Source organism: Streptomyces sp. NPDC060064 (assembly GCF_042736455.1).
Classification (GTDB): domain Bacteria; phylum Actinomycetota; class Actinomycetes; order Streptomycetales; family Streptomycetaceae; genus Streptomyces.
Window position 1 is genome coordinate 188,039 of sequence record NZ_JBHWWF010000002.1, and the last position, 23,523, is coordinate 211,561.

The 23,523-nt window shown below is 70.2% G+C and carries 21 protein-coding genes; 6 read left to right on the forward strand and 15 right to left on the reverse strand.

What is annotated here, in order from left to right; all coding sequences use genetic code 11:
• Positions 1–132 precede the first annotated feature (132 nt).
• Positions 133–1,449, reverse strand: coding sequence for a globin domain-containing protein (locus ACFWDI_RS03125; protein WP_385300983.1), 1,317 nt, complete (start codon positions 1,447–1,449; stop codon positions 133–135).
• A gap of 204 nt (positions 1,450–1,653) precedes the next feature.
• Positions 1,654–2,436 carry a glucosamine-6-phosphate deaminase gene (locus tag ACFWDI_RS03130; protein WP_385300985.1) on the reverse strand — a complete coding sequence of 261 codons (783 nt, stop codon included), beginning with the start codon at positions 2,434–2,436 and terminating at the stop codon, positions 1,654–1,656.
• A gap of 267 nt (positions 2,437–2,703) precedes the next feature.
• Between ACFWDI_RS03130 and ACFWDI_RS03135 the strand changes: the two genes are divergently transcribed.
• Complete coding sequence (locus tag ACFWDI_RS03135) at positions 2,704–3,678, forward strand: alpha/beta fold hydrolase (protein ID WP_385301226.1); 975 nt, start codon at positions 2,704–2,706, stop codon at positions 3,676–3,678.
• A gap of 46 nt (positions 3,679–3,724) precedes the next feature.
• A complete protein-coding gene (locus tag ACFWDI_RS03140; protein WP_385300986.1) occupies positions 3,725–7,009 on the forward strand; it encodes a BTAD domain-containing putative transcriptional regulator in 3,285 nt (1,094 codons plus the stop codon).
• 6 nt (positions 7,010–7,015) lie between these two features.
• On the opposite strand, the gene ACFWDI_RS03145 is transcribed toward ACFWDI_RS03140, so the two are convergent.
• The 6 genes from ACFWDI_RS03145 to dhaK form a co-directional block, all read right to left on the reverse strand.
• Positions 7,016–7,894, reverse strand: coding sequence for a siderophore-interacting protein (locus tag ACFWDI_RS03145; protein ID WP_385300988.1), 879 nt, complete (start codon positions 7,892–7,894; stop codon positions 7,016–7,018).
• A gap of 127 nt (positions 7,895–8,021) precedes the next feature.
• Positions 8,022–8,654, reverse strand: a complete 633-nt coding sequence (locus ACFWDI_RS03150) for a class F sortase (RefSeq protein WP_385300989.1) — start codon at positions 8,652–8,654, stop codon at positions 8,022–8,024.
• Positions 8,655–8,746: 92 nt separating this feature from the next.
• Positions 8,747–9,592 (reverse strand): hypothetical protein, encoded by an 846-nt coding sequence (locus tag ACFWDI_RS03155; RefSeq protein ID WP_385300990.1) that lies wholly within the window; start codon positions 9,590–9,592, stop codon positions 8,747–8,749.
• A 391-nt stretch (positions 9,593–9,983) separates the two neighbouring features.
• Positions 9,984–10,394 (reverse strand): PTS-dependent dihydroxyacetone kinase phosphotransferase subunit DhaM, encoded by a 411-nt coding sequence (locus ACFWDI_RS03160; protein WP_385300991.1) that lies wholly within the window; start codon positions 10,392–10,394, stop codon positions 9,984–9,986.
• A complete protein-coding gene (gene dhaL, locus ACFWDI_RS03165) occupies positions 10,391–10,996 on the reverse strand; it encodes a dihydroxyacetone kinase subunit DhaL (RefSeq protein ID WP_385300992.1) in 606 nt (201 codons plus the stop codon). The genes ACFWDI_RS03160 and dhaL overlap by 4 nt, the downstream gene beginning before the upstream one ends.
• A 34-nt stretch (positions 10,997–11,030) precedes the next feature.
• Entirely contained in the window at positions 11,031–12,023 is a 993-nt protein-coding gene (dhaK, locus tag ACFWDI_RS03170; protein WP_385300993.1) for a dihydroxyacetone kinase subunit DhaK, read from the reverse strand.
• A 229-nt stretch (positions 12,024–12,252) separates the two neighbouring features.
• Between dhaK and ACFWDI_RS03175 the strand changes: the two genes are divergently transcribed.
• Complete coding sequence (locus tag ACFWDI_RS03175; RefSeq protein WP_385300994.1) at positions 12,253–12,714, forward strand: cyclic nucleotide-binding domain-containing protein; 462 nt, start codon at positions 12,253–12,255, stop codon at positions 12,712–12,714.
• A gap of 49 nt (positions 12,715–12,763) precedes the next feature.
• Here the strand turns inward: ACFWDI_RS03175 and ppk2 are convergent, their stop codons facing one another.
• The gene (gene ppk2, locus ACFWDI_RS03180; protein WP_385300995.1) at positions 12,764–13,585 is read right to left on the reverse strand and encodes a polyphosphate kinase 2; all 822 of its coding nucleotides are present in this window, start codon (positions 13,583–13,585) and stop codon (positions 12,764–12,766) included.
• 23 nt (positions 13,586–13,608) lie between these two features.
• Here ppk2 and ACFWDI_RS03185 point away from each other — a divergent pair, with 23 nt between their 5' ends.
• Positions 13,609–15,993 carry a phosphoketolase gene (locus ACFWDI_RS03185; RefSeq protein WP_385300996.1) on the forward strand — a complete coding sequence of 795 codons (2,385 nt, stop codon included), beginning with the start codon at positions 13,609–13,611 and terminating at the stop codon, positions 15,991–15,993.
• Between the two features lie 87 nt (positions 15,994–16,080).
• On the opposite strand, the gene ACFWDI_RS03190 is transcribed toward ACFWDI_RS03185, so the two are convergent.
• The 6 genes from ACFWDI_RS03190 to ACFWDI_RS03215 all read right to left on the reverse strand — a co-directional run bounded on the left by ACFWDI_RS03190 (position 16,081) and on the right by ACFWDI_RS03215 (position 22,475).
• Complete coding sequence (locus ACFWDI_RS03190; protein ID WP_385300997.1) at positions 16,081–16,899, reverse strand: neocarzinostatin apoprotein domain-containing protein; 819 nt, start codon at positions 16,897–16,899, stop codon at positions 16,081–16,083.
• 44 nt (positions 16,900–16,943) lie between these two features.
• Positions 16,944–17,675 carry a hypothetical protein gene (locus ACFWDI_RS03195; protein ID WP_385300998.1) on the reverse strand — a complete coding sequence of 244 codons (732 nt, stop codon included), beginning with the start codon at positions 17,673–17,675 and terminating at the stop codon, positions 16,944–16,946.
• Between the two features lie 296 nt (positions 17,676–17,971).
• Positions 17,972–19,273, reverse strand: a complete 1,302-nt coding sequence (locus ACFWDI_RS03200) for an LCP family protein (RefSeq protein WP_385301000.1) — start codon at positions 19,271–19,273, stop codon at positions 17,972–17,974.
• A gap of 148 nt (positions 19,274–19,421) precedes the next feature.
• A complete protein-coding gene (locus ACFWDI_RS03205; RefSeq protein WP_385301001.1) occupies positions 19,422–21,476 on the reverse strand; it encodes a phosphocholine-specific phospholipase C in 2,055 nt (684 codons plus the stop codon).
• A 356-nt stretch (positions 21,477–21,832) separates the two neighbouring features.
• A complete protein-coding gene (locus ACFWDI_RS03210) occupies positions 21,833–22,249 on the reverse strand; it encodes a VOC family protein (RefSeq protein WP_385301003.1) in 417 nt (138 codons plus the stop codon).
• Positions 22,250–22,304: 55 nt separating this feature from the next.
• Positions 22,305–22,475, reverse strand: coding sequence for a hypothetical protein (locus tag ACFWDI_RS03215; protein WP_385301004.1), 171 nt, complete (start codon positions 22,473–22,475; stop codon positions 22,305–22,307).
• A gap of 247 nt (positions 22,476–22,722) precedes the next feature.
• Between ACFWDI_RS03215 and ACFWDI_RS03220 the strand changes: the two genes are divergently transcribed.
• Positions 22,723–22,971 (forward strand): DUF5133 domain-containing protein, encoded by a 249-nt coding sequence (locus ACFWDI_RS03220; RefSeq protein WP_385301005.1) that lies wholly within the window; start codon positions 22,723–22,725, stop codon positions 22,969–22,971.
• Between the two features lie 149 nt (positions 22,972–23,120).
• Positions 23,121–23,519, forward strand: coding sequence for an STAS domain-containing protein (locus tag ACFWDI_RS03225; protein ID WP_385301006.1), 399 nt, complete (start codon positions 23,121–23,123; stop codon positions 23,517–23,519).
• Positions 23,520–23,523 lie beyond the last annotated feature (4 nt).

Consider the following 23,523-nt stretch of genomic DNA (forward strand, 5'->3'; position numbering starts at 1 on the left):
GGCGCTCTGGCTCGCCTCCTGACCCGACTCCTCCGCGCAGTGGGACGGCAGCGGCACCACCCTCCCCGGTGGTGCCGCTGCTCCGTGTTCCGTACGGAGTTCCGCGACGGGGAGTGAGGGTGGAGCGGGCAGTCAGACCCGTCCGACCGCGCCGTGCGGCTCGAACCAGCCGCCACTGCTGTCCGGTGGCGCGGGCCTGTGCAGGGGTTGAGGTTCGGGATGGGGCTGCGGCGCCGGGAGGTCGAGCGGGCGCGTACGGGCGTCCGGATCGATCCAGGTCACGGGCGGTGGATCGAGGAACTGCTCCGCGTGGGAGACGTATCCGCGCGGTTGCACCGACGCGGGCAGTGGATCGCGGATAAGCGATTCTGCAGGCAGGCCGCAGTCGTGGAGCAGTTCGGCCGTCTCCTGCACGAACATCACGGGACCGCAGAGGTAGACGGTTTCGCCGGGCCACCCGCGGCGCGCGCTCAAATTGCTGTGCAGACGTTCCGCGGCCCTCATCCGGCCCTTGCCGCGCTCCTCGTACCACCAGTACGCGCTCAGATAGGGGTGGGCGCGCAGGATGTCGACGAGAGAGCCGCCGTCGTAGAAGTCGGCCTCGCCGCGGGCGACGACGTCGATACGGATACGAGGCGCCGGCCTGCGGGCGAGTAACTCGTCCAGGACCGCCTTGACCGGGGCCCAGCCCGTGCCGGCGGCGATCAGTGTGACGGCCGGGGTGCCGGCCGGCGGGGTCAGCGCGGATCCCGAGGCGGCGCCCAGCCGCAGTGTGTGGCCGGGCGTCGTGCCGTCGCACAGGACATTGCTGAGCAGGCCTTCGGTGACCCGGCCGATATGGAACTCGAGCACACCGCCGCGGCCGGGGCGGCCGGCCAGGGAGTAGGGCCGCCACACGCCCGGCAGATCCGGGTGCTCGATCGTGGCGTACTGGCCGGGCAGCCATGGGTAGTGGGCGGAGGGGACGACGCGGATGACGGCCGTGTGACCGCCGTGCAGGCGGTGCGAGACGACAGTGCCGTCCCACCACGCCGGCTCGTTCGCGGCGAGCGAGCTGTGCGCTCCGCCGGTCATGGCCGCGGCGACGAATCCGTACACCCGCAGCCATGCCTGCTCGGTCCGGTCGTCCCAGGTGTGTGTGCTGTGGTAGCGGATGGCGGCGACGAGGCTCTCGCCCACGGCGGTGTAGTCCTCGTCGGATATCCCGAACTTGCGGTGATCCCGGCCGAGTCGGTTCAGGTGTGCGGGGAGCGCGGGGTGGCCGAGATGCTCCACGACCTGCACCAGCGCGGCGAACAACCGCTCGTACTGGTCGTCCATCGCGGCGGGGAACAGGGGGCGCAGCCGCGGATGGTGGGTGAAGAGATGCGCGTAGAAGTAGCGCACCACATGGCCGGCCCGGAGTCTGACTCGTTCCAGGCTTGCTGTGACCACATCGATGTCGTCCATGAAATCCCCCGCGCTCCTGCGATGCACTGGCCTGGCCGCGCAGGGTCCGGGGGCGGCAGGGCGGCGCGTCAGCTGAACGCGCGTGAAAAGTGCTGAGCGAGCAGCACCGTATCAACTCATGGGCGGTGTCGAGCCGTTGTGGCGCGAATTATGTCTCGACTGGAACATTCCTCTTCCGGCCGGGACGGCGACGGCGGCCGTGTCCTATATGCCCTGCCAGTCGGGCTTGGCGGCATAGGTGGCGCGGAAGTAGTCGGCGAGCTTGAGGCTGGAGGCCGCCGCCTCGTCGACCACGACGGTGGCGTGCGGATGGAGCTGCAGGGCCGAGGCGGGCACCAGTGCCGACAGCGGGCCTTCGACGGCGAGCGCCACGGCCTCGGCCTTCGCCTCACCGGTCGCCAGCAGGACCAGATGACGGGCTTCCAGGATGGTGCCGATGCCCTGGGTGATGACGTGGTGGGGGACCTCGTCGAGGCCACTGAAGAACCGGGCGTTGTCCTGCCGGGTCTGCTGAGTCAGCGTCTTGATCCGGGTGCGGGAGGCGAGTGAGGAGCAGGGCTCGTTGAAGCCGATGTGTCCGTCGGTGCCGATGCCGAGCAACTGGAGGTCGACGCCGCCGGCTTCGGCCAGCGCACGGTCGTAGGCGAGGCAGGCGGCCGCGACGTCCTCGGCGGTGCCGTCGGGGCCCATGAAGGAGGCGTCGGTCAGGCCGAGCGGCTCGACGACCTCACGGAGGACCACCGAGCGGTACGACTCGGGGTGGCCGGAAGGCAGTCCTACGTACTCGTCGAGCTGGCAGATCCGGCCGCGGGAAGCATCCACCTGCGCGGCGCGCACCTTGGCTGCGAGGGCATCGTAGATCGGCAGCGGAGTCGAGCCGGTGGCTACGCCCAGGAGTGCGTCGGGCTTGCGTCGCAGCAGTTCGGCCATGGCTTCGGCGATGAGCTCGCCGCCGGCGGCGGAGTCCGGAACGATGACAACTTCCACGGAGATCCCTGTCTCTGAAGGCGCAAGTGGTGTAGACCAATCTACCCGGTGGGCGGCGGTTCTGTCGCGCGAAGGGCTCCCGTACCCATGAACGCGCCCGCCCTGGCGACTGCACACGGCGCGTATGAGCACGCGGCCTCGAAAGCCGTACCCGGAGTGAAACCTGGCGGAAATCCCCGGTGCGGCGGCGGTTCTACGCTCGGATGAGGAACCGCAGGGGACAGGGGAGGGGTGAGCGCGATGGCCGTCGGCCTCGGACCGCACGCAATGGACCGGAGCAGGCTGCGCTCCGTGAGCGAAGGCGACGCGCAGCTGCGCCACCATGTAGTGCACGGCTACCGCCGCGCGTACCGGATCGCCGGAGAAGGACCGGCCGTCCTGCTCATTCACGGCATCGGCGACTCCTCCGCCACCTGGGTCGACCTCATACCGGGACTGGCCCGCAGATACACGGTCATCGCACCCGATCTGCTGGGCCACGGAGCGTCGGACAAACCCCGTGCCGACTACTCGGTGGCGGCCTACGCGAACGGCATGCGCGATCTGCTCGGCGTGCTCGGCATCGACCGGGCCACGCTCGTCGGCCATTCGCTCGGCGGCGGAGTGGCCATGCAGTTCGCGTACCAGTTCCCCGAGCGCACCGAACGACTGGTCCTGGTGAGCGCCGGCGGTGTGGGCGGGGAGGTCAATCCCGTCCTGCGGGCCGTCTCGCTGCCCGGGGTCAACCTCCTCCTCTCGATACTCAGCCTGCCCGGTATGCGGCAGGGAACCGGCCTCTTCACGGAACTGATCAGGCGGCTGGACACCGACCTCGGACAGGACGCTCCGGAGCTGCTCAACCTTGTGGACGCGCTGCCCGACGCGACCTCGCGCAGCGCCTTCATCCGCACACTGCGGGCGGTCGTCGACTGGCGCGGCCAGGTGGTGACCATGCTCGACCGCTGCTACCTGACGCAGGGGATGCCGACCATGCTGCTGTGGGGATCGCGCGACGGCGTGGTGCCGATGGAGCACGCGTACGGAGCGCACGACGCGATGCCGGGGAGCCGCCTGGAGATCTTCGAGGGAGCGGGCCACTTTCCCTTCCATGCCGACCCAGCGCGCTTTCTGGCCCTGGTCGAGGACTTCATCGAGACCACGCGGCCGGCCGACTGGAGTACGGAACGCTGGCGTGAGCTGCTGCGGTCCGGGCGCGAGATCGAGGACGTCCTGCAGTTGGCGAGCGAGCGCAGCGCGACCTGATCGGCAGGGACATCGGGCCGGGACCGTCGGCAGGGACAATGGGCCGGTGATCTACCGATACCGCGTACTCGGCACCACTCAGGCGCTCCGCCCGGACGGTACCGAGGCACCGCTCAGCGGGGCCCGACTGCGGGCCCTGCTGGCCGCGCTGGCCGCGGGCGGCGGCCGGACGGTGGCCGCCGAGGAACTGGTCGCCCAGGTCTGGGGCGAGGGCGAGGAGTGGCCCGCCGACGAGCCGGCTGCCCTGCAGGCGCTGGTGGGACGCCTGCGGCGAACCCTCGGCAGGACGGCGGTGGAGTCCGTGCCGGGCGGCTACCGGCTGGCGGCGGACCGGGACGACATCGATCTCTTCCGCTTCGAGCGGCTGGCGTCGCAAGGAACCGCCGCACTCGATACCGGGGACGCAGCCGCGGCAGCCGGTCTGCTGGACGAGGCGCTTGCGCTCTGGCACGGCCGGGCGCTCACCGATCTGCCCGGCAGGGACCGTGATCCACTGGCCGTGCGCGCGGAGCAGCGCCACACCGAGGCGCGCCGCACCCGGCTCGCGGCCGAGGTGGAGCTGGGCCGGGCGCAAGGAGTGCTCGCCGAGATCACGGCGCTCGCCGCCACGGCTCCACTGGACGAACCGCTCCAGGCGCTCCGGATCAGGGCCCTGCGGACGGCGGGACGGCAGGCCGAGGCGCTGCAGGCGTACGAGGACATACGGGTGCGCCTCGCCGAGCAGCTCGGAACGGACCCCGGCGTCGAACTGCGCGCTCTGCACGCGGAGTTGCTGGCAAACCCGGAAATGCCCGTCGCGCGAGGCAACCTGCGCGTCAGGCTCACCTCCTTCGTGGGCCGCGAGGCCGAACTGGCCGACCTCGCGGAGCAGTTGCGCTCCCACCGGCTGGTGACCCTGCTCGGCCCCGGCGGCGCGGGCAAGACCCGGCTGGCCATGGAGGCCGCCGAAGCCGCGGCCGGGACATGGCCCGACGGGGTCTGGATGGCCGAACTCGCCCCCGTACGCGACGAAGAGACCGTTCCCGAAGCGGTCCTGACCGCGCTCAAGGCCCGGGAGACCCAAGCGCGCGGACCGGCCGCCGCGCAGGCCGCTACGCGCGACCCGCTGGCCCAGCTGGTCGACTACTGCGGACGACGGCGGATGCTGCTCGTCCTGGACAACTGCGAGCATGTGATCGACGCGGCGGCCCGGCTGACGGAGGCGGTACTCACCGGCTGCCCGGGTGTGCGGGTGCTGGCCACCAGCCGCGAGCCGCTCGGCGTCCCGGGCGAATCCGTACGCGGCGTCGGACCTCTGCCGCAGGACGTGGCGCTGCGGCTGCTCGCCGAGCGCGGCGCGGCCGCCCGGCCCGGATTCCGTACGGACGACGACACGCAGGCGTGCGCCGAGATCTGCCGCAGACTCGACGGACTGCCGCTCGCCGTCGAACTGGCCGCCGCCCGGCTGCGCGCTCTTACACCGCGTCAGATCGCGGACCGGCTGGACGACCGTTTCCGACTGCTCAGCAGCGGCAGCAGGACCGTACTGCCCAGGCAGCGGACGCTGCGGGCGGTGGTCGACTGGTCCTGGGGCCTGCTCGATGAGGACGAGCGGATCGTACTGCGCCGTCTTGCCGTCTTCTCCGGCGGCTGTGCACTGGCCCAGGCGGAGGCCGTGTGCGGGGCGGGCGCCCTCGATCCCCTCGACCCCCTCGCCTCTCTTGTCGACAAGTCGCTGGTGGTCGCCGTCCCGGACGGTCCCGGCCGTCCGGACGGCATGCGCTACCGGCTGCTGGAAACCGTCGCCGAGTACGCGGCGGAGCGGCTCGACGAAGCCGGTGAGCGGGCCGAGGCCGAACGACGGCATATGAGCGCCTACCGAGAGCTGGTCCGCACCGGCGATCCGCAGCTGCGCGGCCCGCGCCGGGCCGAGTGGCTGGAGCGGCTCGAGACGGAGCACGACAATGTACGGACCGCGCTGCGCACCGCCGTCCGCCGGGCGGAGGAGCAGGAGGCGCTCTGTCTGGTGCTGTCCATGAACTGGTTCTGGCAGCAGCGCGGTCACCAGGCGGACGCCCGCACCTGGTCGTCGGCGGTCGCCGGGCTCGGCGTCGACCCCTTCCGGTCGCCGGTACGGATCGCGGTGCCGCTGCCCGCACGCTGCACCGACACTCCGCCGCCCTGGTCCGAGGAACAGCTGTGGGAGGCGCGGCGCGGGGTGCGGCTGATGGTGCTTGCGAGCACCGCGGACGAGGGCACGGCGCTGAGCGAGCCGCAGACGCAGGTGTATCTGCGCGGAATCGTCGCCGCCTACCGCCCGGGGCTGCCGCAGATCTGCCGGCAGCCGGGCTCCATGTGGTTCTTCGCCCGGCTGATGACGGGCGAGTTCGACGGGCTTGCCGAGACCATGGACGCCATTGTCGCGAGCTGCGAAGAGCCGGATCGGGCGAGCGACCTGAGCCAGGGCTGGGATCTCGGGTTCGCGCTGCTGCTGCGCGCCAAGCTGCTCGGCTACCGCACCGGCGGACTCGAACAGTGCACGAGCGATGCCGACCGGGCGCTCGCGCTGTTCGAGACCGCGGGCGACCTGTGGGGTATTGCCGAGTCGCTGTCCGCCCGCGGGGAGGCGTTCGAGCGGCGCGGTCTGTACGAGGAGGCCGCCGCGGACTTCGAGCGGGCCATGCGGAGCTCCGCCCGCGTCGGCAAGCACGCCCAAGTGCCGGTCTTCAAAGCCCAGTTGGCATCGGTGCGACTACGGACGGCCAAGACCCCGGCGGACAGGGAGCGCGCCGAGCGGCAGCTGCTCGAGGCGGTGGCCGAGTCCGGCGATTTCGTGACGGAGGCACTCAGTACGGCCCGGATGCTGCTGACCCAGTACTACGGCCGCACCGGCCGCACCGGTGCTGCCCGGGAACAACTCGTAGAGGTCGAAGGCGAGTTGACTGCCGACTCGCCGGGACTCTTCGGTGGCATCGTGGCGGGGGTGTACGGCTGGCTGGACTGTATCGACGGGGAGTACGGACGGGCCCGTGGCCGGATCGAGGAGGCGGTGCGGCGGCTGGAAAGCCTGGCGTATCTGTTGGACCCGCAGATGATTGTCGATCAATTCCTGTGTGCCGCTTGGGCGATGGCGCATCTGGGGGCGGCGCGGGACGGGGCACGGCTGCTCGGGGCGTACGACCGGGGCAGTCGGCAGCCGGGCGGTCTCGGGTTCCGGCCGTTCGCCGAGGAGAAGGAGCTCCGGCAGCGGGCCGAGTCCGACCTGCGTGCGGTGCTGCCGGGGGAGACGTATGAGCGCGCGTACGCCGAGGGCGGCGGCCTGTCCGCACGGGAAGCCGCCGCCCTGATCTGACCGACCTCAGCCGTCCGCCCCCGCCTGCGCGTCGGCCAGCCGCTCCCGCGCCTCCGCGAGGTCCTCCTCGGTCGGCGCGTCGTCCTGGGTCAGTCGCAGCCGCCAGTACCCGGCGAAGTCGATGTCGCGCTTGCCGATACCGCGTTCCTCGATCAGATGGCGGCGCAGTGCACGCACCGCGCCGGCCTCGCCGCCGAGCCAGGCGAACACCGACCCCGGCGGGAACCGCCCCGCGCGCACGGCCTCGATGAGCAGCTCGCCGTGACCCGCCCGTGCCGCGGCCCGGTGCAGCCAGTGCACGGTCACCTCGCCCTCCGTCTCGAAGCGCTGCTCCTCGGCCGCGTCGGCGACCTCGATGTACGCCACGGCCCTCGCCCCCCGGGGCAGCGCCTCCACCAGCGTGCCGATCGCCGGCAGCGCCGCCTCGTCCCCGGCCAGCAGCATCCAGTCGGTGGTGCCGAGCGGTAGGGCCTTGGCGAAGTACGCCGACGGGCCGTACATGCCGAGCGTGTCTCCGGGCCCGGCCGCCAGCGCCCAGCGTGTCGCGGGCCCCGCGTCGTCGTGCAGGACGAAGTCGATGTCGATCGTGGTGTGCCCCGGGTGATGGGCGCGGATCGTGTAGCTGCGCATCCAGGGCCGCTCGTCCTCGGGGATCGCGTGGTACGCCTCGTACCACCGCATCACATCGCCGTCGCCGTCCTTGGGCCCCGGCAGGCGCGGGCCGCTCCGGCCCGGCCGGGGGAAGTACAGCTTCACCTGCTGGTCGGGGGCGTCGAGAGCGAAGCCTTCGAGATCGGGGCCGCCGAAGGTGATACGCGCCATGTGCGGGGTCAGCCGGGTGACCTCGGTGACCTGGATGAACCGGACCGGCAGCCGCTGCTCCATCGAATCTCCTGACGGTGTGGGTGGGAGGGGTGTGCTGATCACCGTCACAGAGGGCACCTACATGCGACCGACAGGCCGCCTGCACGGGGCCGCGGCTCTCCCCTGCGCGGGGGCCGCGGGCGAGCCGTCAGCGGAGCTCGACCAGGCGGGCGAAGACCACGACGTTCCCGTCGTACCCGGTCTTCTTCGCATAGTCGCCGCCGCAGGTGAGGACCCGCAGCTCCGGCTCCGGGCCGTCCGCGTACACGCGTGCCGCGGGGAACTCCTTCTTGGCGAACACCTCGACGTCGTACACAGCGAACACCGCCCTACGTCCGTCCTCGCGCGGGATCTCGATACGGCTGCCCCGCTCGAGGGCGCCGAGCTCATAGAAGACGGCCGGTCCCGCCGTGTTGTCGACATGGCCGACGATGACGGACGTGCCCCGTTCGCCGGGGGTGACCGACCCCCGGTACCAGCCGGCGAGGTTGCTGTCCTCCAGCGGCGGGGGTTCCACCCAGCCGTCGGCGTCGAGGCCGACCTCGGTCAGCGGGGCGTCCACCTTGACGGACGGGACGGTGATCCGTTGCGGCGCGGAGTGGGGCACCGGAGCGGGTGCGGGTGGCAGTGGATCGGCCGTGCCGTGCGGGGCCGCGACGGCTGAGCCGGGTTGGGGCGGGCCGTCGGCGACCTGCGTGGATCCGTTACGCAGGAGGAACACTGCGAGCAGCAGGACGCAGACGACCGTGAACCAGGCGCCGCGCCTGTTGTACGTAGGCATAACCCTTCCCTTGTGCCTTCTCAGGCCCTCCGTTGGCGCTCCGCCGCGCCCGACCGTCGGGGGCCCGGCGCGGCGGAGCCGCTCTGTGCCCGTCAGACGCTGTCAGCGGCGCGGTGGCGCAGCAGAAAGACGCCGGCGCCGAGCGCGCACGCGAGGAGCGCGGAACCGACGGCGATCTGCGCGGGGCTCAGATCGGAGACGCTGCCGCCGGCACCGCCTTCGACCCCTCCGTCGGGCTTCGCCATCCCGGTACCTCGGTCGGGCTTGGTCGTGTCGTTGCCTCGGTCGGGCTTCGCCGTGTCGTTACCTCGGTCGGGCTTGGCCATCCCGGTACCTGTGTCGCTGCCGGTGCTCAGCTCGGTACTCGCGTCGCCCCCGGTTTCCGTCCCGGTACCTGTGTCGCTGCCGGTGCTCAGCTCGGTACTCGCGTCGCCCCCGGTTTCCGTCCCGGTACCTGCGTCGCTGCCGGTGCCCATCTCGGTGCCGGCGACGGCTCCCGTTTCCGTCCCGGCGCCGGCGTCGGCCCCCGCTTCCGTACCGGTACCAACGTCAGCGCCTGTTCCCGTGTCGGTGCGAGAGCCGGAGCCACTGGTGATGGTGAGGGGGGCGGTGCCCTTTTCGCCCTTGCAGTCGAAGGTGACGTCGTACTTGGCATCGGGCTTGGCGTCCGCGGCGACCTTCGTCGTGGCGGGTTGGCCTTCGTTGAGGGTGACGGTCTCGAAGACGCCCGAGGAGGCCGTCACGGTCGGCGCCTCGCACTCGGTGGCGTTGAGCGTCACGGTGCCGCCGGGCGCGACGGTCGCAGGGGTGGCGGTGAAGCCGAACGACGTGGCGCTGTTCCCGTCGTCGTCGTCGTCGGCGGCGACGGCGGCCGGGGCGCCGAGGGCCAGCGCGGCGGTGCCGATCAGTGCGAGGGAGGCGACACGTATCGCAGGCATGGTGAATTCTCCGAATTCCCGAGGCGCAGCCACGGATGTATTCCGCGAAACGTAAGAAATGCACCTCGATGGAGAAGACGCTATGAGGGCCCATGGGGGCGCCGCATGTGGCGCGGGCTGCCCGGCCGCGGTGTGTCACCACCGTCTGCCGCCGTGGTCGTGTTGGTCGTGCCAGGTCACGCGGTATGGCCGGGCGCCCGGCCGATCCGCCGGGTACGCGACCCCAACGCAACTCCAAAAGAGTGACGGGGTCACTCCGGCGGCCTCTACGGTCGAGAGCCCGCCGGAGCGGCACCCGGTACACCGAGCCGTCGATCGTGACAGGCACGAGCTGCGGCGTGGTGGGCCACCTGTCGGCTTCCGCGGGCGTCACACCGTCCGGTCGCGGGCGTCACACCTTCCGGTAGTCGTACGCCTCCGAGGCCGCCGCTTGGACCGCGTCCAGGTCGCCGCCCGCCGACGCAGTCACCACCGCGGCCACCGCGCCCTCCAGGAACGGCGCGTCCACCAGCCGTGTTCCTTCCGGGAGTTCGTCGCCCTCGGCCAGCAGCGCCTTCACCGTCAGCACGGCGCTGCCCAGGTCGACGAGCACGGCCACCCCCGTACCCTGGTCGACCGAGGCGGCCGCCGCCGCGATCAGCTCCGAGCTGGTGCCCAGGCCGCCGTCCGTAGTGCCGCCCGCCGACGCCACGGGCGCCGTCGTGCCGCCGCCCGCGAGCCCCGTCGCCAGCTCGGCGACAGCCGCGGCCACCTCCCTGCTGTGCGAGACCAGCACGATCCCGACCGGCTTGCTATCACTCATCCCGCCACCTCCGCCAGCGCGGCGATCAGCAGGGCCGACGAGGTCGCCCCCGGATCCTGGTGCCCGATGCTGCGCTCGCCCAGATAGCTGGCCCTGCCCTTGCGCGCCTGCAGTGGCACGGTCGCGAGCGCGCCCTGCTCGGCCGCTTCGCTGGCCGCCGCGAAAGACGCGGTGGTGTCGCCGAGGGCCGCGACTGCCGGCTCGAGCGCGTCCAGCATCGTCTTGTCCCCGGCCTTGGCGCCGCCGAGCTGCGCCACCGCCGCCACACCCACGCCCAGCGCCTCGGCGAACTGTCCGGGCGTGACCTCGGCGTCCTCGCCGAGTGCTTTGCCGGTACGCCGCAGCAGCGTCCCGTACAGCGGACCCGATGCGCCGCCCACCGTAGAGATCAACTGCCGTCCCGCCAGCGTGAGTACGGCCCCGGGTGTCTGCGGCGCCTCCTTCTCCAGGACCGCCGTCACCGCCGTGAACCCGCGCTGGAGATTGCTGCCGTGGTCGGCGTCACCGATCGCCGAGTCCAGCTCGGTGAGACGGTCCGCCTCGCGGTCCACGGAGACTGCCGCGGCCGTCAGCCAGCGGCGGAAGAAATCGGCGTCGAGCACATGAACTCCCTGTGGTGAGTCGGGCCTGGACGGGTCAGCGACCCCAGCGGAGCGCGGGGGTCTGCACCGGCGCGTCCCACAGCCGCAGCAGCTCCTCGTCGACCTGGCACAGCGTCACCGAGCAGCCGGCCATGTCGAGCGAGGTCACATAGTTCCCGACGAGGGTACGGGCCACGACCACGCGACGCTCGGTGAGCACGCGCTGTACCTCGGCATTGAAGCCGTACAGCTCGAGCAGCGGCGTCGCCCCCATGCCGTTGACGAGCACCAGCACCGGGCTTGTCGGCGGCAGATCCTCCAGCACCGCATTGACCGCGAAGTCCGCGATCTCCCGCGACGTCATCATGGCGCGCCGCTCACGCCCCGGCTCTCCATGAATGCCGATGCCCAACTCCAGCTCGCCCGACGGCAGATCGAAGGTCGGACTGCCCTTGGCGGGTGTGGTGCTGGCGCTCAGCGCGACACCGAAGCTCCGGGAGCTCTCGTTCACCTGGCGGGCGATCGCCTCGACCCGCTCCAGCGGTGCGCCCTCCTCGGCGGCCGCGCCCGCGATCTTCTCGACGAACAGGGTCGCGCCGGTGCCGCGGCGGCCCGCCGTGTAGAGGCTGTCGGTCACCGCCACATCGTCATTGACCAGAACCTTGGCGACACGGACCCCTTCGTCCTCGGCGAGCTCGGCCGCCATGTCGAAATTGAGGACGTCGCCCGTGTAGTTCTTGATGATGAACAGCACCCCCTCGCCGCTGTTCACGGCGGCGGCCGCCCGCGCCATCTGATCGGGAACGGGAGAGGTGAAGACCTCTCCGGGGCAGGCGGCGGCGAGCATTCCGGGCCCGACGAACCCGCCATGCAGCGGCTCGTGCCCCGAGCCGCCCCCGGACACCAGCCCCACCTTCCCGGCGACGGGCGCATCGCCCCGTACGATCACCCGGTTCTCCACGTCCACGGACAACTCGGGGTGCGCGGCCGCCATGCCACGGAGCGCGTCCGCGACAACGGTCTCCGGCACATTGATGAGCATCCTCATGACTACCTCCAGGTGAGATTGGCAGGTCGGCCGCGGCCGGGTGGCTTCGCTGTCGTACTGGGGAACTGTCGGCTCATACCCAGTATCGAGGGAATTCCGTCCCGGGGCACGGACGACGACGCCGGGTCCGCTCGCCGCCGCGCAGTCCGGGGAGAAGCCGCGCAGTCTGGGGAGGGGGAGGGGTACCATCCCGGGCCCCCGCTGCGGCCCCCGAGGGACGGAGACAGCGATGACCACGGTGGCCCCACTGCTGAACGTCCTGCCGCCCGAAGGCCGCGACAGGATGATGGAACTCGCCACGGAATCAGCCTTCCCGGCCGGCGCCCGCATCTTCGAGGAGGGCTCGCGCGCGGATCGCTTCTGGATCATCCGCTCCGGAGCCGTCGAGCTCGACATGCACGTTCCGGGACGGCGCGCCGTCGTCGTCGAGCAGCTCGGCCCCGGAGATCTGCTGGGCTGGTCCTGGCTGTTCCCTCCGCGCAGCTGGCATCTGGGCGCCGCGGCGGCCACCCCCGTCCGAGCGCTCGAATTCGACGCCGCGAAGGTGCGCGCCCTGTTCGATGAGGAGCCGGAGCTCAGCCAGGCGCTCACGCTCCGTATTGCCGAGGTGATCGCACACCGGCTCCAGTCCGCCCGCAGCCGCCTGCTCGATCTGTACGGACCCGCCGGCGGCGGAAGCCTGCGTCGCTGACGGCCGCACCGTGCCGGCCGATGTCGGCTTCAGCTGCAACCTCCGGACATCACTCCAGGAGGCCCGCCGCATGGTCCGGTACGTACGACTGCAGATCCCGCGGTGGTCGCTGATAGCCCGTGGCGGGCGGACGCGGCGGGAGCTCCAGTTCCGGTGGCGGCACATCGCGGTACGGCACGGTCGACAGCAGGTGCGCGATCATGTTGAGCCGCGCTCTGCGCTTGTCGTCGCTCTCGACGACATTCCACGGCGCCTCCGCGATGTCGGTATGGACGAACATCTCGTCCTTCGCCCGCGAGTACGCCTCCCAGTGGGTGATCGACTCCAGGTCCATGGGTGAAAGCTTCCAGCGCCGCGTGGGGTCTTCCAGCCGACGCCGGAACCGCTGCTCCTGTACGGCGTCGCTCACCGAGAACCAGTACTTGCGCAGCAGGAGCCCTTCCTCGACCAGCATCCGCTCGAAGATCGGGCACTGGTGGAGAAAGCGCTGGTGCTCCTCCTTCGTGCAGAAGCCCATGACGTGCTCGACGCCGGCCCGGTTGTACCAACTTCGGTCGAAGAGGACTATTTCCCCCGCGGCGGGAAGGTGCTCGGTGTAGCGCTGGAAGTACCACTGGGTGCGTTCGCGCTCGGTGGGCTTGGGGAGCGCGACGATACGCGCGACCCGAGGATTGAGATGTTCCGTCACCCGCTTGATCGTGCTGCCCTTGCCGGCCGCGTCCCGTCCTTCGAAGACGACGACAAGGCGGGCGCCCTCGGCGCGAACCCACTCCTGAAGTTTCACCAGCTCCGTCTGCAGCCGGTACAGCTCACGTTCGTACAGCGCACGCGGCATTTTCGCGGGCTGCCTCGGCCCCTTCTTGACTGCCATGCAACGACGTTATGGAGGAAACCATGCGCAAGGTCAAGCGTCAGGACCGCACCGTGCTGGACGCCTTGGAACTGAGGGCGCTCGACGCGCACTGGCGGGCCGCGAACTACCTCGCGGTCGGGCAGATCTACCTGATGGGCAATCCGCTGCTGACCGAGGAGCTGCGGCCGGAGCACATCAAACCGCGGCTGCTGGGCCACTGGGGCACCTCACCCGGCCTCAACCTGGTCCACACCCATCTCAACCGGGTCATCAAGGCCCGCGACCTGTCCGCAGTGTGCATCTGGGGTCCGGGCCACGGAGGTCCCGCCGTGCTCGCCAACTCCTGGCTGGAGGGCAGCTACTCTCAGACGTACCCGGACGTGAGCCGGGACAGGGCCGGCATGGAGCGGCTCTTCCGGCAGTTCTCGTTCCCCGGCGGAGTGCCGAGCCATGTCGCACCGGAGACTCCCGGCTCCATCCACGAAGGAGGAGAGCTGGGCTACTCCCTCGCGCACGCCTATGGCGCCGCGCTCGACAACCCCGGCCTGCTGGTCGCCTGCGTGATCGGCGACGGCGAGGCCGAAACCGGACCGCTCGCCGCCTCCTGGCACTCCAACAAGTTCCTCGACCCGGTGGGCGACGGCGCGGTGCTGCCCATCCTCCACCTCAACGGTTACAAGATCGCCAATCCGACGCTCCTCGCGCGGCTGCCCGAGGCAGATCTCGCCGAACTGCTGCGCGGATACGGCCATGAGCCACTCCACGTCACCGGCGACGAACCGGACCAGGTGCACCGGGCGATGGCCGCGGCGATGGACGAGGCGCTGGACCGGATCGCCCGTATCCAGCACGACGCCCGTAGTGGTGAAAAGGCCGAACTGCCGCGCTGGCCGGTGATCGTGCTCCGTACGCCGAAGGGGTGGACCGGGCCCGCCGAGGTCGACGGCGTCCCGGTCGAAGGGACCTGGCGCTCCCACCAGGTCCCTCTCGCCGGTGTACGGGAAAACCCCGCGCACCTCGCCCAACTGCAGGCATGGCTGCGCTCGTACCGCCCCGAGGAGCTCTTCGACGAGTCCGGCAGCCCCCGCCCCGAGGTGCTGGCCTGCGTTCCCGAAGGCGAACGTCGGCTGGGCGCCACACCGCACGCCAACGGCGGGCTCCTCGTCAGGGACCTGCCCGTACCACCGCTGGAACACTTCGCCGTCCCCGTCGACAAGCCGGGTGTCACCCTGCACGAACCCACCGGTGTGCTGGGTGGCCTCCTCGCGCAGCTCATGGCGGACACGGCCGAGCGCCGGGACTTCCGCGTCGTGGGACCGGACGAGACCGCCTCCAACCGGCTGCAGGCCCTCTTCGACGTCACCGGCAAGGCCTGGCAGGCACAGACCACCGCCACCGACGAGCACCTTTCGCGGCAGGGCCGGGTGATGGAGGTGCTCTCCGAGCATCTGTGCCAGGGCTGGCTGGAGGGCTATCTCCTCACCGGCAGGCACGGACTGTTCTCCTGCTACGAGGCGTTCGTCCATATCGTCGACTCGATGGTCAACCAGCACATCAAGTGGCTCAAGACCTCCCGGTCCCTGCCCTGGCGTGCCCCTGTCGCCTCTCTCAACTACCTGCTCACGTCGCATGTCTGGCGGCAGGACCACAACGGCTTCTCGCACCAGGACCCCGGCTTCGTCGACCACGTCCTGAACAAGAGCCCCGAGGTCGTACGGGTCTATCTGCCGCCGGACGCCAACACCCTGCTCTCCGTCGCCGACCACGCACTGCGCAGCCGCGACTATGTCAATGTGATCGTCGCCGGGAAGCAGCCGACTTTCGACTGGCTCTCCCTCGACGAGGCCCGCGCCCATTGCGCGCGCGGCGCGGGTGTGTGGGAGTGGGCCGGAACGGAGAACGGAGAAGGCGAACCGGATGTCGTCCTGGCCTGCGCCGGCGACGTACCCACTCAAGAGGTCCTCGCCGCGGCCGGACTGCTGCGCCGCCATCTGCCGCAGCTTGTGGTGCGCGTCGTCAACGTCGTCGACATGGCCAGGCTGATGCCCCAGGGAGAACACCCGCACGGGATGGCGGACTTCGAGTACGACGCCCTGTTCACCCGAAACAAGCCGGTTGTCTTCGCCTATCACGGCTACCCGTGGCTCATCCACCGCCTGGCCTATCGACGGGCCGGCCACCCGAACCTGCACGTCCGCGGCTACAAGGAGATGGGCACGACGACGACACCCTTCGACATGGTCGTACGCAACGATCTCGACCGGTACCGGCTCGTCATGGACGTCATCGACCGGGTTCCCGGGCTCGGCGTGCGGGCCGTGGCCGTACGGCAGGCAATGGCCGATGTACGCACCCGCCACCACGCCTGGATCCGCGAGCACGGCGTCGACCTGCCGGAAGTCGCCGACTGGACCTGGGCCGGCTGATCAAGGACGCGGCGAGCGTCCCGCAGCCTGCCCGCTGCGGGACGCAGGGCCGCGGCACCGTGCGACCGGCGCACGGTGCGCACCGCACTAGGGAAGCGGCTGAGCCGGGTCGAAGTGCAGCCTGGCCCGTACCGTCTCGGGCCCCCGGACCCGCGAGGCGAAGGCGACCAGCTCACAGCTGTTCCTGGGGCGGCAGTCGACCGTACGACCGTCGATGCTCGTGAACGAGACCGACACCGCGATTTCCCGGTCCATACGGCCCTGGTCGGTGGTGCCCGGCGGCCGGCTGCCACGGCAGCCGAAGGTACTGGTCGAGCCGGTGACGCACTCCAGCACGGAGACGTGGTACTGCGGCTCGTAGCCTCGACCGGTCACATGCACCACCTGTCCGTGGAGCAAGTCCTGGTTGGGGTCGGCCCACAGGGTGGGCGCCGCCTCAAGAGGACCGTGCGGCCGGAAACTCAGTGGCACCGTCGTCAGCAGCGCGCCCGCGTTGTCGGTCAGCGCCAGCGAGCACGGGTTGGTCCGAGCCACGGTGCGGCAGTCCACATCGCCGGACTCGGTGCTCAACCGGGCGTAGAGCTTCTTCGGCGAGACGTCGTACGTCCCGTCGGGCAGCACCCGGAACTGCCGTCGGGTGTCGTCGTCGCATGTGGTCACGCTCGCGGAGGGACCGCATTCCTTGACCCACACGTACTGTTTCGGCGGCCCGCCGGTGATGCGGAAGTTGACGATGTCGCCGTCGAGCAGTCCCGTCGTCCGGTCCACCGTCAGCGCGGGCCCCGCAGGCACGGGCTCGGCCCATCCCGGCTGGGCGCCCATCAGCGAGAGCAACAGCGCGCCGCAGCCCAGGCCTGCGCCCAGGGCCGCCGCGCGTGCTTTCGCCGTCCGTCCTATTGCTGTCATTGCCATCATTGCTGTCGGCCTCCCAGCCTCTGCGAGAACAGTGATCACGCGCACCGCGGAGTGACACACAGCTGCCAGGGGCCCCAGGCTCCGTGCGGAGCCGGCTGAGTGACCTGCCAGAACCGGGTATCGCGGTTCCACTCGTGGACCGTCACATGCAGTCGACCGTCGGGGAGTTCGGTGACCGTGCTCGGATGGCTGAGCCCGATATTCGCCTCGGGCACCTTGCCCATCGACTGCACGGGTCCCCAGACGTCCCCCGGGCTCTGCTGGGTGCGGACCTCCATCGAGCGGCCGGTCGTCGTGGTCGACGCGAAGGCGTCGAGGCTGCCGTCCCGCTCCTTGAAGAGGACGACCCCTCCCATGTACGGGCCGGGGGCCAGGCCGAAGGGCTCCGGCGCGGTCCACTCCAGGTCGTTGACGTCCTGCACGGAGTGGCAGAACTGGCCGTAGGCGGAGAACAGCAGCTCCACCCGGCCGTCGGCGTTCTCGGCCGCGGTGACGTAGTAGCTCTTCGGCCCGACGGTGGCGGCGCTCACCCGCTCCCAGGAGCCGTACGCGCCCCCGGGGCCGGCCTGCTCCCGATGCCAGACGAACGGCAGGCCCCCGGTCGCGGTGGCGTCATGGAACAGCTGGAACTGGTCGACCCGGCCGTCCGCCCGGGAGACCGGGACCAGGCTGCCCGCCACCGGGCTGCTCGCCAGCCCCCGGGCCGCATTGTCCGTCCTGCACAACGAGGTGGAGACGGAGACGGCCTGGGCGCCGGATGGTGCCATCAAACCGCCGGTACACGCGAGAACCAGCGCGATCACACGGGGTACCACGGGCCTTAACGGTCTTCGCTTCATGAGTAACTTCCCCCCTGCTTCCTCTGCTCGGCCACATGGATCTACACGGGGCAATCCGTGAGGACTGCCCGTGCATCCTCCGTGGTCGGCAGGCCGACCGGCCAGGGCGCGATTCGGTCACCGAGCGGACCGGAACCCCCGGCGGCGGCCCAGCTCTTGGGGGGAGCGAGCAGCTCAGTCGGGCCGGGGGACAAGCAGCTCAGTCGGGCCGGGGGACAAGCACCTCAGGACGTCCCGCACCGCAGCCGGTCGCCGGAGGTCGGCGCGCCTTCGACGCCGCTGCGGTCATGGACGACCTTGACGACCGCGGCCGCCTCGGATCCGACGGTGACGTCGAAGACCTGGCCGTGCCCGGTGACGGGATCCAGCCGGGCGCCGGGGAGCGCGGCGGCGAGGGTGGGCGCGTAGCGGGCCCAGTACGGGTCGTAGGTGATGACGGTCGGGCCCTGCGGCCGTGGCGCACCAGGCTGACCCGAGGGGCCCTCCACCGCGAACCCATTCGCACGAAGCGACTGGGCGACCTCGGGATCGGTGACGCGAAGCCGAATGGTGGACGGCGGAAACTCGACCGGGACGTCCTTGGTGGGCTGGATGCGCGAGTCGTTGATGATCGACCGGTCCGCACGCAGGGCCGCCCACAGTGCGGCGGAACGTTCCTTGTGCCACAGAAGTGTGGAGCCCCACTGCGGCACTCGGTGGTCGAAGTCCGAAATGGGCACGGTCGCGAACTCCGTCTGCTGTGCGTTCAGCCGGCCCACTACCCAGCCCAGGCCGATGAGGTCACTGAGGCCGGTGTCCGCGTCGGTGCGTACCGACTTCAGCAGCGTGCGGGCCGTGCGGGCGGCGGCAGCCGGGTCGGTAAAGGCTCCTCCGTACCTCAGCCGGGACATCATCTCGACGAGTACGCGCTGCTGGCGGCGGACCCGGCCCAGATCACCCGGCGGGGAGACATGCCGGGCGCGTACGTAGCGCAGGGCGCGTTTGCCATTCAGCTGGTGCGTGCCCGCAGCCAGTTGAAGCCCCGAATTGAGGTCTGTCAGAGGCTGGTCCGTGCACACCTTCGCTCCGCCGAGGCGGTCCACGGTGTCGGCAAAGCCTTTGAAGCCCGTTTCCAGATAGTGATCGATCCGTAGGCCGGTCGCCTGCTCCACGGTCCGTACGGCCAGATCTCCACCGCCGTGCGCAAAGGCGCCATTGATCTTCCCGGAGTGGCGGGGGTGTGCGTGTTCGGCGAATTCCACATAGGAGTCGCGGGGGATGGACACCACGCTCATCCGCCGTCCGTTCTCGGCAAGGTGCACGAGCATCATCACGTCTGTGCAGTTGCACTCCCGGCCGTTGACGTGCAGGCGGTTCCGGTCCGTGGCGGAAATGCCGGTACGCCGGTCGATTCCGACCACAAGGATGTTGGTGCCGTTGCCCTCCTGCGTGAGCTGGGAGGGCCCGCCGGGGCTGTTCGCCGCCCAGATGGAACCACCCGAAGCGAGCGTGGCGACCACAACTGCCGAGACGGCGAAACTGCGCACAGAGGACTCCTACGACAAGGATATCGGCCAATTCAATGACGAAATCACGAATTCTGCGCCAAGTCGTGCATTTCGCGGCGAGTCCGTATCGAGGTGTCGGACCACGGCCGCCCGCGGGTTCGGCGGGCGGCCGTAGCGGGTCGGCAGGTCAGACGGTGATGATGGCCGGGTCGCTCACGCCGGGCTGACCGTTCTCCACGTGTCCGGCGAACCGGCGAAGGAATGTGCCGTCCTTGTCGGACACCACGGTCAGGTCGTACCAGCGCTTACTCGCACGCAGGTCCACCGTGTGCACCACGCGTCCGCCCTTGCGCACGGTGAACGTCTCGCGCTTTCCACCGTACGCATTGGTGACCTTCAGCTGGCAGTCGACGGTGCCCGCATTGGTCATCGTCAGCTCGATGCAGCCGCCCGGGACATGGCGGGCCGTCACCTCGGGGCCTGCGGTTTTGCCCGGGCCCCTGAAAGTGCGCAGGAAGCCGTTCGGGCCGAACACCGAGAGGTCGTACACATCCTTCGAGTAGGCCGTGTTCCAGGTGTCGGAGATCTTCTTGCCGGCTTCGGCGGTGTAGGTCCACGGTCCGTCGGTGCGGTTCGCCGACGTGACGGAGAAGCACGCTCCCGCCGCTGCGCCGCCGCTGAAGGTGAGCGTGAAGCGCCCGGTCGCCGGCGTCGCGGCCCCGTCCACCAGCGGTGCGTACTGCAGCGGGCGCGCGGGCCTCGAACCCCGCTCCTGCTTGGGCAGGACCGGGTTGGCAGGCGGCTTCGGCACGTAGCTGGGGTGCCGCTCGCGGTCCGGCGGCTCGTATCCGTCGGTGTCCGGGAGCGAGGCGGGCCTGGTGTCCTTGAGCCCGAAGTCGAAGGCCGAGGCGAGGTCGCCGCAGACGGCGCGCCGCCACGGTGAGATGTTCGGCTCGCCAACACCGAACCGGCGCTCCATGAACCGGATGATCGAGGTGTGGTCGAAGACCTCCGAGCACACGTAGCCGCCGGTGCTCCAGGGCGATACGACGAGCATGGGCACACGCTGGCCGAGGCCGTAGGGTCCGGCGGCGTAGGTGCTGTTCCCGCCGAACTGGTCGAGCTTGGCGTCCACGGTGGACAGGCCCTGGGCGGCGGAGGCCGGCGGGTAGGGCGGGGTGATGTGGTCGAAGTAGCCGTCGTTCTCGTCGTACGTGATGAACAGCGCGGTCCTGCTCCACACCTCGGGGTTGGACGTGAGCGCGTCCAGCACCTGCGAGATGTACCAGGCGCCGTAGTTGGCGGGCCAGTTGGGGTGCTCGCTGAAGGCCTCGGGCGCGGCGATCCAGGAGACCTGGGGGAGCTTCCCGGCCTTCACATCGGCCTTGAGGATGTCGAAGTAGCCGTCGCCGCTCTTCGCGTTGGTGCCGGTGCGCGCCTTGTCGTGGAGCGGATCGCCGGGCTTGGCATTGCGGTACTTGTTGAAGTACAGCAGGGAGTTGTCGCCGTAGTTGCCGCGGTAGGCGTCCTCGATCCAGCCCCAGGAGCCGCCCGCGTCCAGGCCGTCGCCGATGTCCTGGTAGATCTTCCACGAGATCCCGGCCTGCTCCAGCCGCTCGGGGTACGTCGTCCAGTCGTATCCGGCCTCGTCGTTGCCGAGAACGGGCCCGCCGCCCTTGCCGTCGTTTCCGGTGTGCCCGGTCCACATGTAGTAGCGGTTGGGGTCGGTGGCTCCGATGAACGAACAGTGGTAGGCGTCGCACACGGTGAACTTGTCCGCGAGCGCGTAGTGGAACGGGATGTCCTCGCGCGTCAGATACGCCATCGTCCCCGCGGATTTGGCGGGAATCCACTGGTCGTACTTGCCCTGGTTCCAGGCTTTGTGGCCGCCCTGCCAGTCATGGTTGAGGCCCTCGATGAACTGCATGCCGAGGTCCTCGGCGTCCGGGTGGTAGGGCAGCACGTCCTTGGTGCCGTCCGACTGGTGCCAGACCGACTTGCCGCCGGGCAGCGTGACGGGACGCGGGTCACCGAATCCGCGTACGCCCTTCAGCGCGCCGAAGTAGTGGTCGAACGAACGGTTCTCCTGCATCAGCACGACGATGTGGTCGACGTCCTTGATGGTGCCGGAGCGGCGGCTGGCGGGGATGGCGGCGGCGCGGTCGATGCTGCTCGACAGGGCCGCGAAGCCGGCGGTCGCGCCGGCGATCTGGAGGAAGCGGCGCCGATTGAGTTCAGGCATGAGAGTGGGCACCTCTTGGAGTGAGGAAACAGGAGTGAGCGGAGTTTCCAAGAGGAGCGACTGGAAAGGAAGGGGCGGTGTCGGCCGTGTGAAAGAAGGAGGTACGGGCCGCGAACAGCGCAGCCGGGCCCGCGCTGAGGCCTGCTGAGGTCTGATGGCGCCGTGGCCAGGGAAGGAGCGGCGCGGGAGCGGGAAGGCCGGCGCGCGCAGAGGGATCTACTCGAAGGCACTCCTCAACTGCCCTGGGTGGCTGGTGACTTGCGCATGTCCTCCGTCTTCACGCAGGCGGACCACGCCCTCGGGCTGTGGTCCGCCGTGAAACGCTGGTGGGCGCGGATGTTCAGTCGACGCAGCGCTCACTGACGTGGCAGCCGAGAGCCGGCGTTCCGGCCTCGCGGAGACACGGCCAGCGAGAAGGAGTGCCCGGCCGGGTCGGCATAGACACGTACGTCGCGCGGGCCGCCGTTGTCCTTGGTGTCCACCGGCCGGGCGCCGAGGCTGATTGCCTCGCGTTCGGCTTCGTCCATGTCGCCGAGGTCCACCAGGATGCGCAGATGCGCCTGCTGGGAGTCCTCGGGCCGCGGCCAGCTGGGTGGCGCGTAACCGTGATCCTTGCGAATCGCCAGATGTACGCCGTTATGACCGATGACTTCCACGAAGTCGGGGTCGCGCCCGATCCGCAGTTCTGCGTGGAACAGGCCGGCGTAGAACTCCGCCAGCTCTGTGGGCTCGGCACAGTCCAGGACGAGGACACTCGTTTTTTCGACCGTCATACGGTGCCGGGTACCCGTCGGCTTCAAGAGCACACAGTGTTGATTACGGGGGCGTTCAGCGCCGCTCGACGGGGTCCCGCTGGACCGGGACACTCTGCCCCAGTGCTTGGTCCGCGTACTGATGGGCCAGCGCGGCGATGGTTCGGGCTTCGGCGAGAACGTCGCCGCGCTCGCGAACCATCTGGTCGTAGATCGGCGAACCCGGGGTAGAGGAGTGGGAGGACACGCGTCGGGATCTCTTTCCGTGTCGGGCGGGGAACAGACGAGGCGCTCCTGCCCGCAAGGGCGCCGATCATGCTGAGTGAACGGTGCAGCAGCCCCTTGATTGCTGTAAGTAATCACACGAATGGCGGGTGTGAATGCTCCGGGCGAGAATGAACGGCCGGGTGACGCTCTTTCGAGCGGGAGCCCGCTCTGATCATCCGCCCTTGCGGCCCGACTCCCGCTGGTGCTTTCAGTCAAGGAGGGCACTGATGTTGATGCCGGATGCAGGTGTGATCGCCGGCCTGATGGCCCGTTATCGGGCGCAGGAACGCCGCGTTCTTGTCGCCCCGCACGACCCCCGTGCCCGTAGCCGCTTCGAAGACACCGTGTACACCCTGTGCGTGCTGATGGGCAGGCGCACGGCGGCCGAGGCCGTCATCGCGGCGGAACGCTACATCGCGCAGGCACGGCCGGATCGGCGGCCCGGGGAGCGACGCATCACTCCCCGGCGGTTCTAGGGTGTTTGAGAAGTCCCGCATGCCCCGCGACCCCTGGCACGCACAGTCGCGCAAAACACGCCCTCGCCCCTCGCCGGGCTGGCCGCGTCGGCCCAGTCGGGCAATAGTCGAACTGACCGGATGTACGTCAAGGAGGTGGGAGGACCCCCATGGTGTCGGGAGCCGCCGGGCAGCCACAGCGGGAGGGTGTCGCCGGCAGAGGGCGCCTCAGTGTCGAAGTGAGAGCGGAGGCCGACGCCGTCGTACTCCTACTCGTCGGCGAACTCGATCACGACACTGCCGATCCGCTGCGTGAGGCACTCGCGGAAGCCGTGGAGGCCGGAGCCGAGCGGATTGTGGTCGACTGCGCCGAACTGCGGTTCTGCGACTCCACCGGCCTGAACGTGCTGCTGCGTGCGCGGCTCGCCGCGAGCGAAGCGGGTGGCCGCCTGGAGCTCGCCGCGCTGCGCCCACCGGTGGCGCGCATGTTCGACATCACGGGCGCGCACGCGGTGTTCCGGGTGTACGCCAGTCTCGACGAGGCGCTGGCGGACCAGCGGCCGAAGTAGCGGA